This is a genomic window from Bradyrhizobium sp. 61, assembly GCF_023073075.1.
GTDB classification, from domain to species: Bacteria; Pseudomonadota; Alphaproteobacteria; order Rhizobiales; family Xanthobacteraceae; genus Bradyrhizobium; species Bradyrhizobium barranii.
This window is the reverse complement of the sequence record NZ_JADPIU010000080.1, coordinates 14192-31641: the sequence shown is the minus strand read 5'-3', so window position 1 is coordinate 31641 and position 17450 is coordinate 14192. Positions and strand designations below refer to the sequence as shown.

At 64.7% G+C, this 17450-nt stretch carries 19 protein-coding genes; 8 read left to right on the top strand and 11 right to left on the bottom strand.

Going from position 1 to position 17450, the window contains the following annotated elements; genetic code table 11:
- Nucleotides 1-451: 451 nt before the first annotated feature.
- Nucleotides 452-1093, top strand: coding sequence for an OmpA family protein (locus IVB46_RS30875; RefSeq protein ID WP_247314467.1), 642 nt, complete (start codon nt 452-454; stop codon nt 1091-1093).
- A gap of 73 nt (nt 1094-1166) precedes the next feature.
- Here the strand turns inward: IVB46_RS30875 and IVB46_RS30870 are convergent, their stop codons facing one another.
- Complete coding sequence (locus IVB46_RS30870; RefSeq protein WP_247314469.1) at nt 1167-2597, bottom strand: phospholipid carrier-dependent glycosyltransferase; 1431 nt, start codon at nt 2595-2597, stop codon at nt 1167-1169.
- A 51-nt stretch (nt 2598-2648) separates the two neighbouring features.
- Here IVB46_RS30870 and IVB46_RS30865 point away from each other — a divergent pair, with 51 nt between their 5' ends.
- Complete coding sequence (locus tag IVB46_RS30865; protein ID WP_063985207.1) at nt 2649-3350, top strand: FecR family protein; 702 nt, start codon at nt 2649-2651, stop codon at nt 3348-3350.
- Nucleotides 3351-3352: 2 nt separating this feature from the next.
- Entirely contained in the window at nt 3353-4510 is a 1158-nt protein-coding gene (locus tag IVB46_RS30860) for a hypothetical protein (RefSeq protein ID WP_247314662.1), read from the top strand.
- Nucleotides 4511-4634: 124 nt separating this feature from the next.
- Here IVB46_RS30860 and IVB46_RS30855 read toward each other — a convergent pair whose 3' ends face one another.
- From IVB46_RS30855 to IVB46_RS30845, 3 genes are all read right to left on the bottom strand, one after another.
- On the bottom strand, nt 4635-5123 hold the full coding sequence (locus tag IVB46_RS30855; protein WP_071916231.1) for a VOC family protein: 489 nt from the start codon (nt 5121-5123) through the stop codon (nt 4635-4637).
- A gap of 42 nt (nt 5124-5165) precedes the next feature.
- Nucleotides 5166-5594, bottom strand: coding sequence for a VOC family protein (locus tag IVB46_RS30850; protein ID WP_014497472.1), 429 nt, complete (start codon nt 5592-5594; stop codon nt 5166-5168).
- A gap of 130 nt (nt 5595-5724) precedes the next feature.
- A complete protein-coding gene (locus IVB46_RS30845; RefSeq protein ID WP_028148584.1) occupies nt 5725-6237 on the bottom strand; it encodes a cupin domain-containing protein in 513 nt (170 codons plus the stop codon).
- A gap of 128 nt (nt 6238-6365) precedes the next feature.
- Between IVB46_RS30845 and IVB46_RS30840 the strand changes: the two genes are divergently transcribed.
- Complete coding sequence (locus tag IVB46_RS30840; protein WP_028148583.1) at nt 6366-6584, top strand: CsbD family protein; 219 nt, start codon at nt 6366-6368, stop codon at nt 6582-6584.
- Nucleotides 6585-6654: 70 nt separating this feature from the next.
- On the opposite strand, the gene IVB46_RS30835 is transcribed toward IVB46_RS30840, so the two are convergent.
- Both IVB46_RS30835 and ggt read right to left on the bottom strand, forming a co-directional pair.
- A complete protein-coding gene (locus IVB46_RS30835) occupies nt 6655-7119 on the bottom strand; it encodes an FKBP-type peptidyl-prolyl cis-trans isomerase (protein ID WP_028148582.1) in 465 nt (154 codons plus the stop codon).
- Between the two features lie 67 nt (nt 7120-7186).
- Nucleotides 7187-8773, bottom strand: a complete 1587-nt coding sequence (gene ggt, locus IVB46_RS30830) for a gamma-glutamyltransferase (protein ID WP_063985209.1) — start codon at nt 8771-8773, stop codon at nt 7187-7189.
- 222 nt (nt 8774-8995) lie between these two features.
- Here ggt and IVB46_RS30825 point away from each other — a divergent pair, with 222 nt between their 5' ends.
- Both IVB46_RS30825 and IVB46_RS30820 read left to right on the top strand, forming a co-directional pair.
- Nucleotides 8996-9763, top strand: a complete 768-nt coding sequence (locus IVB46_RS30825; protein ID WP_247314472.1) for a rhodanese-related sulfurtransferase — start codon at nt 8996-8998, stop codon at nt 9761-9763.
- Nucleotides 9753-9971: a SlyX family protein gene (locus tag IVB46_RS30820; protein WP_063985210.1), complete on the top strand. Its 219-nt coding sequence runs from the start codon at nt 9753-9755 to the stop codon at nt 9969-9971. Before IVB46_RS30825 ends, IVB46_RS30820 begins: the two co-directional genes overlap by 11 nt.
- A gap of 10 nt (nt 9972-9981) precedes the next feature.
- Here IVB46_RS30820 and IVB46_RS30815 read toward each other — a convergent pair whose 3' ends face one another.
- Complete coding sequence (locus IVB46_RS30815) at nt 9982-11886, bottom strand: diguanylate cyclase (protein ID WP_247314474.1); 1905 nt, start codon at nt 11884-11886, stop codon at nt 9982-9984.
- A gap of 188 nt (nt 11887-12074) precedes the next feature.
- Nucleotides 12075-12290 (bottom strand): hypothetical protein, encoded by a 216-nt coding sequence (locus IVB46_RS30810; RefSeq protein WP_014497480.1) that lies wholly within the window; start codon nt 12288-12290, stop codon nt 12075-12077.
- Between the two features lie 108 nt (nt 12291-12398).
- Between IVB46_RS30810 and hemE the strand changes: the two genes are divergently transcribed.
- A complete protein-coding gene (gene hemE / locus IVB46_RS30805; RefSeq protein ID WP_247344169.1) occupies nt 12399-13433 on the top strand; it encodes a uroporphyrinogen decarboxylase in 1035 nt (344 codons plus the stop codon).
- A gap of 202 nt (nt 13434-13635) precedes the next feature.
- On the opposite strand, the gene hemC is transcribed toward hemE, so the two are convergent.
- Genes hemC through IVB46_RS30790 form a run of 3 tightly spaced genes read right to left on the bottom strand, consistent with a single transcriptional unit; the run spans nt 13636 to nt 16909 of the window.
- Nucleotides 13636-14616: a hydroxymethylbilane synthase gene (hemC, locus tag IVB46_RS30800; RefSeq protein ID WP_247314478.1), complete on the bottom strand. Its 981-nt coding sequence runs from the start codon at nt 14614-14616 to the stop codon at nt 13636-13638.
- Between the two features lie 25 nt (nt 14617-14641).
- The gene (locus IVB46_RS30795) at nt 14642-16267 is read right to left on the bottom strand and encodes a choline dehydrogenase (protein ID WP_247314479.1); all 1626 of its coding nucleotides are present in this window, start codon (nt 16265-16267) and stop codon (nt 14642-14644) included.
- A 51-nt stretch (nt 16268-16318) separates the two neighbouring features.
- Nucleotides 16319-16909: a TetR/AcrR family transcriptional regulator gene (locus IVB46_RS30790; protein ID WP_247314480.1), complete on the bottom strand. Its 591-nt coding sequence runs from the start codon at nt 16907-16909 to the stop codon at nt 16319-16321.
- A gap of 100 nt (nt 16910-17009) precedes the next feature.
- Here IVB46_RS30790 and IVB46_RS30785 point away from each other — a divergent pair, with 100 nt between their 5' ends.
- Nucleotides 17010-17375, top strand: a complete 366-nt coding sequence (locus IVB46_RS30785) for a nuclear transport factor 2 family protein (RefSeq protein ID WP_247314482.1) — start codon at nt 17010-17012, stop codon at nt 17373-17375.
- Nucleotides 17376-17450: the final 75 nt, after the last annotated feature.

The following is a 17450-nucleotide window of genomic DNA, read 5'->3' as shown; positions in this document are numbered from 1 at the left end:
CCAAACTTCCTCGCTGCTCTCGGTTCGACCTGAGCCGATCCGATGAGAGCAATCTGATCCAGTTCACGACGACGCACTGTGATCTGGATCACTCGGGGATTTCTGCTGCTCGAACCGAGCTGAGAGTCGCTGCGACGGTCGCTTTTCGGGCTGCTGACGCAGCGGGCAATACGGCTGGTGACGAACAATGGCCGAAAGATTGTACCTGCGCGGGCTGCGAGTCCAGCCGGTTCAGCATTCTGCAGTCGATGCCGAATGATACAGCGGTTCTTCCCGGTGGCAGGGCACCGCCGCTGGCGCGACATGCCATGGATGCCGATCGGCGCCGGCGCTAGGATGCACGGGTCATTTCGGCCATCTGGAATGTGACCCGCATCACATCGAGGCTGTTGAACCTTCCCTACGCTCGCAACATCAAATCGCCATCAGGCGTAACAGCGAGGATACGACAATGACCCGTTTTGATAAGTTTTTTGGACTGAAGGCGATTACAATTACGGCCGCGCTGTCGATGACGGCGGGCCTGGCTTTCGCCGGCGATAACGTCTCCGCCAACCAGATCCTGGATGCGCTGAAGCCGAAGCCGGCAACCCGCGGCCTGTCCGTCGGTCCGCAAGCCGATCCGACCGCGCAGGCCAAGGAAGCGACGTTCCTGAACACGGTGCGCAACCGCTCGACCCGGTCGCTCTCGATGGGCGAGCGCGAGCAGATCGCCGAGCTCGCCGCCACCAAGCCGAAGATCGATCTGGAGATCCAGTTCGACTACAACTCGGCCGACATCGCCAAGACGTCGGTGCCGTCGGTGCAGGCGCTCGGCAAGGCGCTGTCCGATCCGTCGCTGAAAGGCTCGACCTTCGTGGTCGCCGGCCACACCGACGCGATCGGCGGCGAGGAGTACAATCAAGGCCTCTCCGAACGTCGCGCCGACACCATCAAGAAGTACCTGGTGCAGAACTATGGCCTCAACGGCACCGATCTCGTCACCGTCGGCTATGGCAAGACCAAGTTGAAGGACACCGCCAACGGCGCCGACCCGATCAACCGCCGCGTCCAGGTCGTCAACATGGAAGCCAAGACGACGGCGTCCAAGTAAAATTGTCCAAGTGAAATTCAAGTCATCGCCGCGTGAAACACGCCGCCTGCCACGATCGTGACAGGCGGCGATTTCATATCCAGCTCTGGAACAGCATCAACCGGTTGAACGTCTGCATGGACGTGCCGACAAAGGCCGCCGAGATCGGCAGCATCACCGCAAAGCCGATCGCCGCGACCACGACATAGGCCCACAGCAGCCAGCGCGGCAGTCCCTCTCGTCGCAGCACATAGACCAGCGCGAGCGACGCCACGGTTGCGGCCGGCAGATAATAGTAGAGGAAGCCGAGCGTGCGCGGCAGCAAAGCCCAGGCGAGCCAGGAGCCGAAATAGAACGCCGCGATCAGGAACGCATCCCAGCGCCGCGCGGCGGTGAAGTCGCGCAGCACGACGGCGAGCGCGAGCAGCGCCGGCCACGCGACCAGCGGATTACCGAGGAAGACGATCGCGGAGACATTGTTCTCCGAGGTCTTGTCGAACAGGAACCACACCGGGCGCGCGAGCAGCGGCCAGGATGGCCACGCGCTCATATAGGTATGGCCGGCGATCGCGGTCGTGGTGTTGTCGGCGAATATCCGGCGCTGCGCCTCGATCAGATCCGGCAGCGACGCTCCGTAGAGCGGCACGAAGGCGGCAAGATATGTCAGCGCCGGCAGCACGGCGAAGCAGAGCGCGACATGCTGCACGCGAAGATCGGGCCAGAGATCGGGCCGATACCAGTCGCTCGGCTTCGCGTCGGCGAACAGCGTGCGCCAGCCCTGCATCAGCCGGATCACCGCAACCACAACGATGCAGATGCCGAGCGGAAACAGGCCGCTCCATTTGCAAACCGCGGCAAGGCCAAACAAGGCGCCCGCGAGCGCGAACAACGCATGCGGGCGCTCTCTTCGAAAGCCGTGCATGAAGGCCGCAATCGCGAGCAGGCCGAATCCGAGCGCGTAAATGTCCAGCATGGCGATGCGCGCCTGCACGTAAAGCATCTGGTTGAAGCCCGCGATCGCCGCGGCGGCGATCGCCGGGCCTTGCGCGGAGAACAGCGCGAGCCCGCACAGATAGATCGCGACGATCGCGAGCGCGCCGAACAAGGTCGACGGATAGCGCCAGCCCAGCGCATTGTCGCCGAAGGCGGCGATCGATGCCGCGATCAGCTCCTTGGCCAGCGGCGGATGCATCGGGTTGAGCATCGGTTGCGAGATCGTGGGTGCCAGCATCTGCCGCGCCGCGGGCACGTAATGCACCTCGTCGAAGACGAACTTCTCCGGTGCCGTCAGGCCGATCAGCAGCGCGAGATGCGCGACCAGGAAAATCGCGACAGCGATCACTGCGCTCTGCGACACCTTCGGAACCGCGGGCAATTCGAACTGCTGCTGTGGGGCTATTTTGCGTGGCAAATCTGCTTCACCGCGGAGAAAAACAAAGACGGCACTTTTCATTGAACGCATTCTGCCGCAACTGTCACTAAGCATAACGCACGTCCAGCGCCGCTTGTGATAATTTCGCCACATCAGAAGCGCGCGCGATCCGGTACGATCAGGGACATATCGATCGGTTGCGAAATGAATTTGCGTTTCTGGCTTTTCCCAACTCTGTTGTCGGCACTCGTCTGCGCGGCGCCTTGCGCGCAGGCACAGACGCGCGTCGGCGAAGCCGTCGTGATCCAGAACGACGTGGTGCGCGTGGCCACGACCACGACGCCGATCAGTGTCGGCGACAGCATGTTGCGCGACGAGACCGTGCGCACCGGCGCCGACAGCGCCGCGCGCTTCGTCATGGCCGACAGCACCAACCTCTCGCTGGGCCCGAGCGCCACGCTGAAGCTCGACCGCACCGTCTTCAACGACGAGCACAGCTATCGCGACGTCGCGATCCGCATGACCACAGGCGCATTCCGTTTCGTCACCGGACATTCGGAAAAGACCGCTTACAAGATCACGACACCGCTCGCGACCATCGGCGTGCGTGGCACCACGCTCGACATCCTCTCCCAGCGCGGCCGCTCCGTCGTCGTGCTTCAGGATGGCGCCGCCAGCGTGTGCACGACCAGCTCCCAGTGCGTGCAGCTCACCCAGCCCGGCGACACCGCAATCATCACCTCGGCCGGCGGCAAGGTCAGCATCACCAAGACCAACACGCCGCCCTGGACCTTTGCCGCCAACTGCGCCGCAAGCGCCGGGCTGTGCTCGGTCAACCAGTATGCGGACGCCTCGCCGACCATCACGCCTGCCGTCCACGACGACGGCATGCTGTGCGGGCGGTGATGATGGCGAAACTCGACGTCAGACGCCTCGTCCTCGCCGCCGCGCTGACCGCAACCGCTGCGTTTGCGTTCTTCGCGTTCAATGCGCGACCGGCGGCAGCGCAGGCGTCTTGCGAGTCCGGATGCGGTGGGCCGACGCCCTCTCCGTCGCCGACCTATTCACCGTCGCCGTCGCCGACACCCACACCGACCCCCTCGCCTTCGCCGAGCCCCTATCCGTCGTCCTCGCCGAGCCCGTATCCACCGCCTCCACCTTCGGGCCCGACCGGCGCGGACTCCAGCGGCAATTCGATCGGCGGCCTCGCCAACCAGCGCTTCAACCAGATGATCACCAACCGGGTGCTCGGCACGGTGCTGCTCGGCGTCAACGAGCAGGTCAATTGCAGCGACTGCATCAGCGCATTCGGCTCCGCCGGCTCGTTCTCGGCCGGCATCCACGGCCGCAAGGAGCTCACCAACAACCTGTCGCTGCTCGCCGGCATCGCCTACACGCAGTACAGCGAGGGCGGCTACAATATCACCAGCGCGCCGATCGGCGCCTTCGCTTTGCGCTATGACTTCACCGACTGGGGCTCGTCGCGCCCATTCTTCGACGTCGGCACCATCCTGACGCCATGGGAGAAGGCGCGCTACACCCGCAACTACAACACCAGCCTCGGGCCGGTGAGCGTCACGGGCTCGACCAACGCGTCGAACTACGCCGTCTATGGCCGTGCCGGCTGGATGAGCCGCGTGTCCCCGCGCGACGAATTCGCGGCCTCGATCGAGGTCTGGCAGCTCTGGCAGCGCGTCTCCGGCTATTCGGACAGCGCCGTGGCGTTCAATCCGTTCGACGCCTCCATTGCGACCGGCACCGACCGCACCAGCCTGGTCAAGATCGGCGGCCAGTGGACGCACCTCTTCGGCAGCAACATCGAGACCAACATCAATGGCGGCTGGGTGCAGTCCTTCGCCAGCCATGGCGGCATCGTCGCCACCGTGACCGGCGACGGCCTGGTGGTGCCGACGATGGGCAACCAGGGTTGGTTCGAATATGGCGGCCGCCTCGGCTTCCGCGTGCAGAAGGGCTGGATCGTCGACCTGTTCGCCAACGGCACGCTGGGCCCGCAGCCGGTGGGGAACACCATCCATGGCGGCGTGGGGCTGCGGATCAATTACTGAGGCCTCTAGGCAAGGTTTCGTAGGGTGGGCAAAGCGGAGCGTGCCCACCAACTCTCTCAATGGTCGATGAATGGTGGGCACGGCGCTTTGCGCCTTTGCCCACCCTACAGCACCTGTGTTGACGTCACGCTGCCGACTTGCCCTCGAACGCGCGACGCAAGACTTCCACATCGAGCTTCACCATCTTCATCATGGCTTGCATCGCGCGCGCAGCCGCAGCCTTGTCGGGGCTCGACAGGAATTCGAACATCACCTTCGGCACCACCTGCCAGGATACGCCCCAGCGATCGCTGATCCAGCCGCACTGCTGCTCCTTGCCGCCATGAGCAAGGAACGCGCTCCAGACGCTGTCGACCTGAGCCTGGTCGTCGCAATGGATCATCAGCGAGATTGCGTGGGTATATTCCACCTTCATGCCGCCGTTGAGCGCGACCAGGGGCTGCCCGGCCACCGTGAACTCGACGACGAGCACGGAGCCTGTCTTGCCGGACGGGCCGTCCGAAACGTTGCGCTGGACGTGCGTGATTTCCGAGTTCGGAACGAGCGATACGTAGAACTTCGCGGCTTCCTCGGCATCGCCGTTGAACCACATGCAAGGCACGAGCTTGGACATCGTGAATGCTCCTCTTCAGATGGTCGATTTCGTTGGCTTCGGTCAGGCGTTCGCCATGTCGGACTGCGCGGCGAAGGCTGCCATGTCCATCCAGTTCACGCCCCACATATGACCGTCCGGATCCTCGAAGCTGCGGCCGTACATGAAGCTGTATTCGTCCTTCGGGCTTGGATCGGCCACACCGCCCGCGGCCTCGGCCTTGCCGACGACGTCATCGACCTCGTCGCGGCTGTCGGCCGACAGACAGAGCAGCACCTGGTTCGAGGTCTTGGCATCCGCGATCGGCTTCGGCGTGAACTTGCGGAATTTGTCGTGGGTCAGGAGCATGGCGAAGATGGTCTCGGAGAAGACCATGCAGCTCGCCGTCTCGTCGCTGAATTGCGGGTTCCTGACCGCACCGACCGCCTCGTAAAAGGCCGTCGCGCGCTTGAGGTCGGTCACCGGCAGATTGACGAAGATCATTTTGGGCATCGGAGGCTCCTTGGGCGGGGTTCTGCCCAAGGACGGATGGCCCGACGGCCATCCGACACGGCTTCCGAATATTTTTTGAAGGCTGTGCCTGCGTGGTTCTGTCGCACAGAACCAGCAGGCTTTCAGGCCCTTACTTCTTCTCGTTGGGATCCCGGTGGACGGGGTCGATCCACAGCACGGTCTCGGGCTTCTCGACCGGCTCGATGTCGAGGTTGATCGCGACCGCCTCGCCGTCGCTGCGCACCAGCACGCATTCCAGCACCTCGTCCCGGCTGGCGTTGATCTCCTGATGCGGCACGTAAGGCGGGACGAAAATGAAATCGCCGGGGCCGGCCTCCGCCGTGAATTGCAGGCTCTCGCCCCAGCGCATCCGCGCCTTGCCCTTCACCACGTAGATGACGCTTTCGAGATGGCCGTGGTGATGCGCACCGGTCTTGGCGTCCGGCTTGATGCTGACCGTGCCCGCCCACAATTTCTGCGCGCCGACGCGTGCGAAATTGATCGCGGCCGCGCGGTCCATGCCGGCCGTCGACGGCACGTTGGTATCGAGCTGATTGCCGGGAATGACGCGCACGCCGTCATGTTTCCAGCGATCGTCATGATCGTGGTCATGGTGGGAATGCGTGTGGTCATGGCCGGTCATGGGACTTGCTTTCTGTTGGTTCCGTGCGCGGCAAGCTAACCAAAGCGGGCCTATCAAGCCATACCCAAAATCGGAACTCTCGTAGTCGGCAGGCGTTGTTTTCGCGAGCCAACTGGAAGGAGAGTTTCATGGGTAGCACGAGCGACAAGATCAAGGGCACCGCCAACGAGGCCATTGGCAAAGCCAAGCAGGGCATCGGTGAAGCCACCGGTTCCGATCGCCTGAAGGGCGAAGGCGTGGTCCAGGAAGTGAAGGGCAAGGGCCAGCAGGCCATGGGCGACGCCAAGGACGCCGCGAAGGAAGCAATCGATCGCGCCGCAGCCGCGGCAAAGCGCGCGGCGGAGTGACGCGCGTCAATCTGAAAGCGAAAAGACCGGCCGCGAGGCCGGTCTTTTTGTTTCCGTGGGGACGTGCGGTTCACTTCACCGCGAGCAATTCCACGTCGAACATCAATGTCGCGTTCGGCGGGATCACGCCGCCGGCGCCGCGGGCGCCATAGCCGAGCTGCGGCGGGATGATCAGCGTGCGCTTGCCGCCGACCTTCATCGTGGCAACGCCCTCGTCCCAGCCGGCGATGACACGGCCCTTGCCGATCGGAAACTCGAACGGCTCGTTACGGTCGACCGACGAGTCGAATTTCTTGCCCTTCTGGCCGTTCTCGTAGAGCCAGCCGGTGTAGTGCATCACGCAGATCTGGCCGGGTTTCGGCGAGGCGCCGGTGCCGACAACGCTATCAATGGTCTGCAAGCCTGAAGCTGTGGTCATGGGTTTTCCTGCGGTCTGGGCCGAGGCCGTGGTGGAAACGAATGTCGACACGCTGCCGATCACGGTGATCGCGAGTGCCGACATGATGGCGAGGAGCGCGCGCTGGAAACGCTGCATAAGAGACCTTCCGTTTGAGGCGGAAGGTGTCTAGCGCAACGAAGCAATCGTTTCCAGCCCTCGGCCCTTAATAGCCCAGCGCGCAGCCGTCCTTGCGCGGATCGGAACCGCCGGTGAGCGTGCCCTTGTCCCAGTCGATCCAGATCGCCTGGGCGCCGCCGAGCGGGCCGACCACGCTGGTGGTCTTGTGGCCGAGCTTCTTCAGGCCTTCGACGATATCGGCAGGCACGCTGTCCTCGAGCTGGTACTGGCCCTCGTAGTGCAGACCGCGCGGCATGTCGATCGCCTCCTGCACGTCGCAGCCATAGTCGAGGATGTTGGTCACGACGTGGGTCTGGCCGACCGGCTGGTACTGTCCGCCCATCACCGCGAACGGCATCACGGAGCGGCCGCCCTTGGTGAGGAGGCTCGGCATGATCGTGTGAAGCGGGCGCTTGCCGCCGGCGATGCAATTGGGATGGCCGGGCTGGATGCGGAACCCACCGGCGCGGTTCTGGAACAGCACGCCGGTCTTGTTCGAGACGATCGCCGAGCCGAAGGAATGTGCGATCGAATTGATGAACGAGCAGACGTTGCGGTCCTTGTCCACGACCGTGATGTAGATGGTCGAGGGATTCATCGGCGGCGCGACGTTCGGCAGGTCGAGCATGCCGTCCATGCGAATCTTGCTGATGTACTCGTCGGCAAAGCCCTTCGCGAGCATTTCGGCGACGTCGATCTTCATATGCTCAGGGTCAGCGACATGCATCTCGCGATTCATGTAGGCGATGCGCGCGGCCTCCGCTTCGAGATGGAAGCGCTCGATGCTGAGCGGCGCGTACTTGGTCAGGTCGAACCGCGACAGGATGTTGAGCATCAAGAGCGCGGTGACGCCCGGGCCGTTCGGCGGGCACTGCCAGACGTCGTAACCCTTGTAGTTGGTACCGATCGGCGTCGTCGTCTCAGTGGTGTGGGCGGCGAAATCGTCGAGCGTGTGCAGGCCGCCGATCTCCCTGAGGGTCTCGACCATATCCTCCGCGATCGCGCCCTTGTAGAAGGCGTCGCGGCCGTCCTTGGCGATCGCGCGCAGCGTCTTGCCGAGCTCGGCCTGGCGGATGATGTCGCCGGCGACCGGCGGCTTGCCGCCGGGCAACAGGTAACGCACCGTGTTGGTGCCACCCTTCAGCTTCTCGAACTGGTTCTTCCAGTCGAAGGCGATGCGCGGGGCGACGACGTAGCCCTCTTCCGCCGCCTTGATCGCGGGCTGGAGCAGGCGGTCGAAGCCGAACTTGCCGTGATCGCGCAGCACGGTCGCGAAGGCGTCGATCACGCCGGGGATCGAGACCGCATGCGCCGAGGTCAGCGGCACGGAATTGATCTTGCGCTCGAGATACCAGTCGGCGTTCGCCGCCTTCGGGGCCCGGCCGGAGCCGTTATAGGCGATGATCTTGCCCTCGCCGCGCGGCTGGATCAGCGCAAAGCAGTCGCCGCCGATGCCGGTCGATTGCGGCTCGATCACGCCGAGCAGCGCCGAACCCGCCACCGCCGCGTCCACCGCCGTACCGCCCTCGCGCAGCACCTCGATCGCGGCCAGGGAGGCCTGCGGATGCGAGGTCGCGACCATCGCGTTGGTGGCGTGGACCGTGGACCTGCCGGGGAAATGGAAGTTTCTCATCGAAGTTTTGCTCTCTCAGGGCTCTCTTGGGGGGCTCTCTTGGGCGGTCGACGCGGAGGGCGCGCCGTCTCGGAAAAACCGGGCCTACATGACACATTCCAGCCCGCCGGGGCAATGCTGGCATACCAGCGAAATAGCTGCCATCCGCTGGGCGTATAGACCTTTTGCCGTCCGGGGCCATGCGGGTTTTCTGGGCGGCGGCCGCCTGCTAAACGAGCCGCCATGATCCACAAGGTCGCCGCCTTTTACCAATTCGCCGCCCTGCCCGATTACCGCGCGCTGCGCGAGCCGTTGCGCGCGTTCTGCGCGGGCCTCGCGCTCAAGGGCAGCGTGCTGCTCGCCCAGGAAGGTATCAACGGCACGATTGCGGGTGCGCCCGAGGCGATCGACGCCTTCGTCCACGAGCTCGCGCACGGCGCCCTGTTCGGCGGCCGGCTGAACAATCTCGAGCTGAAATTCTCGACCGCCGAGGCGATGCCGTTCGGCCGGCTCAAGGTGCGGCTGAAGAAGGAGATCGTCACGCTCGGCGATGAGGCCGCCGATCCGACGCGCCAGGTCGGCACGTACGTCGAGGCCGCCGAATGGAACGCGCTGATCGCAGCACCCGACACGCTGGTGCTCGACACGCGCAACGCCTTCGAGGTGGCGATGGGCACGTTCGAGGGTGCGGTCGATCCCGAGATCAAGAGCTTTGGCCAGTTCAAGGATTTTGCCGCCGAGCAGCTCGATCCGGCAAAGCACCGCAGGATCGCGATGTTCTGCACCGGCGGCATCCGCTGCGAGAAGGCGAGCGCGCATCTGCTCGCGCGCGGCTTTGCTGAAGTCTATCACCTCAAGGGCGGTATCCTCAAATATCTCGAAGAGGTGCCGGAGGCGCAGAGCCGCTGGCGCGGCGAATGTTTTGTATTCGACGAGCGCGTCGCACTCAGTCATGGCTTGCGCGAACGGGGCCTACGCGAACAAGAAGTGGGGCACGACCGTGACGAGTGACATCAAGACGCTGGGCGAGCGCATCGACACGCTGGAGACGCGCATCGCCTATCAGGACGATACGATCGAGACGCTCAACCAGACGATCACCGCACAGTGGAAGCAGATCGACGCGCTGACGCGGAAGATTGCAGAGCTCGGCGAGCGACTTCAGGAAGCCGAGACGAATGCGCCGGGGCCCGCCAACGAGCCCCCGCCGCATTATTGAGGATGATGAGCTACAGTCCTGACGCCTTCGGCAGCAGGCTCACCACCTCGACCGACATCATCAGGCGGTCGCGCCCACCTTGCTTCGCCGCATAGAGCGCCTGATCGGCAGCCTCGACGAGCGAGCCCACGCCGGCGGTGCGTTCCAGCGCGGGCCGGCAGGCCGCGCCGCCGAGCGAAGCGGTGACGCAGCCCGACGCGTGATTGGTGCTGTGGACGAGGTGCGCCTCGCGGATCGCCCGGCGGATCCGCTCGCCGATCCGCGCGCAGCCGGCGGCATCGGTGTTCGGCAGCAGCATGGCGAATTCCTCACCGCCATAGCGCGCAGCCAGATCTCCGGCGCGCTGCATCTCGGCCGCGATGACCTTCGCCACCACGCGCAGACAGGCATCGCCCGCGGGATGGCCGTATTCGTCGTTGTAGGCCTTGAAGTGGTCGACGTCGATCATCAGCAAAGCGAGGCTGGAGCGGTCGCGATAGGCGCGCGCCCATTCCTCCTTCAACCGTTCGTCGAAGCGGCGGCGGTTGGCGAGCCCGGTGAGGCTGTCCTCGATCGCGAGCGTCTCGAGCCTGGTCTCCAGCTTCTTCTGCTCGGTGATGTCGCGCGAGATCGCGACCACCCCGTCGACGTTGCCGTTTTCCTTGCGCGTCACCCGCATGGTCGATTCGAGCCAAACTTCCGAGTTTTGCCGGTGCGCGTTGCGATAGGTGACGCGCGCCTCGTCCTTTTCGCCACGCTTCATGGCATCGACGAGCGCCTGGACCTGCGGCCGATCATCCGCATGGATGCCGGCGAGCGCCGGCGTTCCGATCAGTTGATTGGGCCGCCAGCCGACGACGCGAACCGACGAGGGAGAGACATAGCGCAGCCGCTCGTCGAGCCCGATGCGGGTCACCATGTCGCTGGAGCCTTCGGCGAGCAGGCGGAAATGCGCCTCTTTCTCGACCAGGGCCGCGGCCATGCGCTGACCCCGCTGCAACTGCCGCACCAGCACCGCGCCGATGACCGCGATCAGCACGACCAGCGCGAGCACGTAGAGCATGCGGGAGATCGCCGCGGCTCGCCAGGGCGCCAGCAGCTCGGCCTTGTCGACCATGGCAAGCAGGACGAGCGGATAACGGCCAGAGCGCTTGAAGAAGCTGACGCGCTCGGCGCCGTCCAGCGGCGACCTGAAATGGTATGCGCCGCCCGGCTGCTGCAGGCTCGCGTCGCGGAATAGCGGGGTGTCGGCGACGCTGCGGCCGACGAACCTGTCGTTGCTTGGATTGCGCGCGATGATCATGCCGTCGCCATGCACGAGCGCCACGGAGCTGTTGCGGCCGAGTTCGAACTGCTCGTAGAAATGCGCGAGATAGTTCGCGCTGATGGTCGCAAGCACGACGCCGCCGAAGCTGCCGTCCTGCTTGTTGAAGCGGCGCGACAGGGTGACGACCCATTCGCCATCGAGCTGGCTCCGCACCGGATGGCCGACATGAGGCTCCCGTTTCGAGGACAGTTGGTGATGACGGAAGAAAGCGTCGTCGCTGAGCGTCGAGCCGATCGTGCCCGGCGAGGTCAGCCAGTTGCCCTGGTCGTCTATGATGGCGAGGCTGTGAATGCGCGCGATCGCCTTCTTGCGCGCCTCCAAGAGGTTCCTGAGCTTGGCGATCGTGGCGGGTTCGGCGCCGTCCATCTCCAGCCGGCTGACGACGCCGACGACGCCGGAATCCAGCAGGTCGAGGCTGTCCTCCGCATGCTGCGTCAGCGAGCGCGCAACATTCGCCATCTCGGTCTCGGCGCCCTTGAGCACGGCATCGCGCGCGGCCCATTCACGCCAGCCGCTGACGCCGAGGATGGTCGCGCAAGTGAGCACGACGAACGCCGCCGCGCGCAACGGCAGGCGGCTCCATCCGGCTCTTTGTGAGGCGACGGTCATGCGGCAGAAATCTCCGATCGCCGGAACTTCCACCGCTTCTGTTATTGAACCCTGAAACGCTTGAGGACATTCGCAGCGTTATGCGGGTTTTCCCGTACTCCTACGGACTGGAGCGTCGCTGGATCGCTAACAATGCGTTAGCGACCCTATCGGAAACCGAGCGCCCCGGCGCTCGCTGAACGTCGGCCTTAGCTGAAGATCGACTTAACCTTGTCCCAGAGCGAGGGACTGTCGGCATCCGCATCGGCCTTCGACGGTGTCGGCTGCGCAGCGCTGACCGGATCGGACGCAGGGAAACTGTCCTCCAGCCCGGCCTCAAGCTTGGTATGGCGATCGGCGGCCAGCGCCTTGCCAAGATCATCAGCGTGCTTGTCGTGCGGCGCGGGATTGAATGTCTCAGCCATGGAGTCCTCCTCGATTGGGAGGTCAACGCGGCGCATTTGCGCTGGTTCCACTGTTCCGCTCTGGCTTCCGGCAGTGTATCAGGAACCTCAATCTTGATAGGACCGTCCGTGCCCCAGTCTGCGACAAAGCCCTTCATCGACGTGCTCTCCGGCCAGCGCCAGGCTACCCCGCCCATGTGGATGATGCGGCAGGCCGGACGCTATCTGCCGGAATACCGCGAGGTGCGGGCCAAGGCCGGCGGCTTCCTCGATCTCTGCTTCAACCCTGAGCTTGCCGCCGAAGTGACGCTGCAGCCGATCCGCAGGTTCGGCTTCGATGCGGCGATCATCTTCTCCGACATCCTCGTGATCCCCTATGCGCTCGGCCGTTCCGTGCGGTTCGAGGTTGGCGAGGGTCCGCGGCTGGAGCCGCTGGATGATCCCGCAAAAGTCGCGACGCTCGCCGCGCACGCCGACTTCAGCAAGCTCAAGCCGGTGTTCGAGGCACTCAGAATCGTGCGCGGTGCGCTCGATCCCAAGACCGCGCTGATCGGCTTCTGCGGGGCGCCGTGGACGGTGGCGACCTACATGGTCGCAGGCCAAGGCACACCCGACCAGGCGCCGGCGCGGATGATGGCCTACCGGCATCCGGAGGCGTTTGCGAAAATCATCGACGTGCTCGTGGAGAACTCGATCGAATATCTACTGCCGCAACTCGCGGCCGGTGCCGATGCGTTGCAGATCTTCGACACCTGGGCCGGCGTGCTGCCGCCGGCCGAGTTCGCACGCTGGTCGGTCGAGCCGACCCGGCGCATCGTCGAAGGCGTGCGTGCAAAAGTGCCCGATGCGAAGATCATCGGTTTTCCGCGCGGCGCCGGCGCGCAATTGCCGGGTTATGTCGAAGCGACCGGCGTGAATGCCGTCAGCATCGACTGGACCGCCGAGCCGGCCTTCATCCGCGAGCGCGTGCAGAGCAAAGTCGCCGTGCAGGGCAATCTCGACCCGCTGGTGCTGATCACGGGCGGCGCGGCGCTCGACCGCGCGGTGGACAACGTGCTGGCGAACTTTGCGCAAGGGCGTTTCATCTTCAATCTCGGCCACGGCATCCAGCCGGAAACGCCGATCGCCCATGTCGAGCAGATGCTGAAGCGCGTGCGGGGCTAATTTGTTGCGTCCCGGAGGGGAGCGGAAACAAAAACCGCGAAAACAACCCCATGCACAGTAGAGAGACCACGCCCGATCAATGACTTAGAGGGCACTGAAATCAGATGCGCGGTCATCGCACTAAATTGCGCCTACGTTTGACACGTCGGGCAAAACAGGAGCAGGATGGCATCATCCCGCCGATTGCGATTTCACAGGCCAGCTAGCGCGGCCGGCTGCGCTCGATGATCTCGGCGGCGCCCTTCGTCAGCAGCTCCAGCCCCACTGCGCGGCCGAGCTCGCGCGGGCGGTTGGCGGGGCCCGTGTGCGAGGCTTCGATGATGGTGTTGCCTGAGAGGTCGAGCACGGACGCCGTCAGCGACATCTGATCGCCTGCGATGGTCGAAAAACCCGCTACCGGCGAATTGCAATGGCCGTTGAGCACCCACAGCACCTCGCGCTCGGCATCGGCAGAAGCGTGCGCAGAGGGATCGTCGATCGATGCCAGGATCTGCCGCGTCTGCCAGTCCTGCGCGGCGCATTCCACGGCGACGATGCCCTGGCCTGCCGCGGGCAGCATCTCCGCCGCGGTGAATTCATAGGCGATACGGTGCGAGAGGCCGACGCGGTCAAGACCGGAACGCGCCATGATCAGCGCATCGGCGGGACCAACCGCGCCGCCATCCGGCAACTTCTGCTTCTCGCCATTGTCGAGTTTTCGCACGCGGGTGTCGGCGGCGCCGCGGAAGTGGATCACTTCGACATCAGGAAACAGCCGCCGCGCATAGGCGGCGCGACGCACGGCGTTGGTGCCGATCTTGAAACCCTTGCCGCGCGACTGGCGCAGCGCTTCCAGCGTCACGCCATCGCGCAGCACCAGTGCGTCACTCGGGGGATCGCGCGATAGCGTAGCGCCGATGACGAGGCCGGGCGTGTCCTCGTTGCCGGGCATGTCCTTCAGCGAATGCATCGCGGCCTGCAATTCGCCGGAGAGCACGGCAGCGCGGATCTGCGCCACGAACGCGCCGCCCTTGCCGCCGTGCGGCAGCAGCTTGCTGGTCTGGTCGAGATCGCCCGTGGTGTCGAACTTGACGATCTCGACATCGAGATCGGGCATGGCGGCGGTCAGGCGGCGCGCAATCTCTTCCGTCTGCGCCAGCGCCATCGCGCTCTTGCGTGTGCCGATCTTCAGTCGCGTAGCCAAGTCGAATGTCCTTTCAGCGCAATGTTTATCGCGCATCCTCCAATATCATGTCGGAGGCCTTTTCGGCGATCATGATGATCGGCGCGTTGGTATTCCCCGACACGAGGTCCGGCATGATCGAACCGTCGACAATGCGAAGGCCTTCGAGCCCCCTCACCTTCAGCCGCTGGTCCACCACCGCCAGCGCGTCATTGCCCATACGACAGGTCGAGGTCGGATGGTAGATGGTGCTGCCGCGCTCGCGGCAATAATCCAGAATCTCGGCGTCCGTGGATACCTTCGCGCCAGGATCGTACTCGCTGACCACGAACGGCTTCAGCGCCGGCGCATTCAGGATCTTGCGCAGGATCTTGAGACCTTCGACGTTGGTGGTGCGATCGGTCTCGGTCGACATGTAGTTGATGCGGATCTCCGGCGGCACGGTCGGGTCCGCGCTTTTGATGCGCAAGGTCCCGCGGCTTTCGGGCCGGAGCTGGCACACCGACGCCGTGAACCCGGAAAAATCATGCAGCTTCTCCCCCATCTTGTCGGTCGAGAACGGCAGAAAGTGCACCTGGATGTCGGGCGAAGCGAGGCGAGGATTGGTCTTGAAGAACGCGCCCGCGGTGCCGGCCGCGATGGTCAGCCAGCCCTTCCGGAACAGCGCATAGCGCGCGCCGGCCAACGTGCGGCGGAACGGATTATTGACGGTGTCATTGAGCGTGATCTTCTGCGAGCAACGCATCACAATGCGGACCTGCATGTGGTCCTGGAGATCGTGGCCGACGCCCGGCGCGTCCAGCACGACATCGATGCCGTGCTTGCGCAAGAGATCGGCAGGGCCGACGCCGGAGAGCTGAAGGAGCTGCGGCGAGTTGTAGGCGCCGCTCGACAGCACGACCTCCTTACGCGCGCGGGCCCGGCGCACGGTTGTGCCTTGCCGATATTCGACGCCGACCGCGCGGCGTCCCTCGAACAGCACGCGCTGGCCGAGCGCCTCGGTCTCGACCTTGAGATTGCTGCGTGCCTTCGCGAGACCAAGATAGGCCACCGCCGTCGAGGCACGGCGGCCGTTGCGCGTCGTGGTCTGGAACAGGCCGACGCCCTCCTGCGTGGCGCCGTTGAAATCGGGATTGTAGGGCAGACCGGTCTCGACCGCGGCTTCCATGAAGGCCTTCGACAGCGGATCGGTCACGACCATGTTGGACACCGGCAGCGGGCCGCCGCTGCCGTGATATTGATCGGCGCCGCGCGCCTGGTTCTCGGCCTTCTTGAAATAGGGCAGCACGTCGTCATAGCCCCAGCCGGTGTTGCCGTGCTGGCGCCAGCGATCGTAATCCTCGTGCTGGCCGCGGACATAAAGCAGGCCGTTGATCGAGCTCGATCCGCCCAGCGTCTTGCCGCGCGGCTGGAACACCTGGCGCCCCTTCAATTCGGGCTCCGGCTCGGTCTGGTACATCCAGTTGACGGTCTTCTCCTTGAACAGTTTTCCGTAGCCGAGCGGCACGTGGATCCAGATGTTGGAATCCTTAGGTCCCGCCTCGAGCAGCAGCACGCTGTGCTTGCCGTTCGCAGACAGCCTGTTGGCGAGCACGCAGCCGGCGGAGCCGGCGCCGACGATGATGTAGTCGAACTCAGGATCGGACGGCGCGGGGAAGGAATTTGCGTTCATGCGCTACTGTTCTTCTTGTTGGTGGGCGTTTCCGTTTCGTGATTAGCACAATCATGCGCGCAGACGCAGCGCCTCGACCAGCGACTTGAACGCACGGGCATATTCCGCCCCTGCCCTTGCGATATCCGCGCGCCCGGCGCAGGCGACCGCCGCCTCCGTCACCGCGCCGAGCAGCAGCCGCGCCAGCGGCTCGACCGGTTGCTTTGCGATGAGGCCGGCCTCCATCGCCACCGACAGCGCGCGCGGCATCTTGCCGCCAAAATGCTGCGCGTCGATCTCGCGCCAGCGCTCCCAGCCGAGCACGGCCGGGCCGTCGCGCAGGATGATCTGGCCGGTCGGGCCCTTGGCGGTCGCCGCAAAGTAATGCTGGGTGCCGGCGACCATCGCGGCGAGCACGTCCTTCTCGGCGCGCGCGGTCCGGTCGATCTCGGCGACGAGATCGCGCGAGACAGAATCGAACACCGCTTCGAACACCGCCTCCTTGGTCTTGAAGTGATGATAGACCGCGCCCTTGGCGACGCCCGCGGCCGCCGCGATGTCGTCCATGGTGGTCGCGGCAAAGCCCTGCGTCCCGAACAGGCGGCGCGCCGCCGTCAGGATCGCCTCCGATGTCGCCGCCCGCCGCTCCGCCTGCTTTGCCATGGCTCCCGTCTAGTCCAATTCGTCGCACCCGGCCAGTTGACTTTTCGACTACCGGTCGGTATTTACCGACTATCAGTCGGTTTTAATCGTGAGGTGCACCATGCCGAGCCGTGACGTCGTCGAAGCTTTTGCCAAACGGTTGGAGGATGGGGAGTTTGTCGAAGCGATCGAGCAGTACTACACGCCCGATGCCGCGACCTATGAGAACAACGCCGCCCCGACGGTCGGCCGCGACAAGCTCGTCGCCAAGGAGCGCGGCGTGCTCGCGGCCTCCAGGGAGGTGAAGGCCGTCCGCATCGGGCCGAGCATGATCGAGGGCGACCACGTCGCGACCCGCTGGAGCTTCAGCTTCACCAATGCCGAAGGCGTCGTCCGAACGCTGGATGAGATCGCGTGGCAGACCTGGCGGGGCGATCAGCTGATCGAAGAACGGTTCTATTATGATCCGAAGCAGCTCGGGCGGTGACGTTCGGCACATTTGGCAACAGAGCGGGCTGGCAGCCTCCTCGCGGCCATCCTTCGAGACACCCGCCTTCAGCGG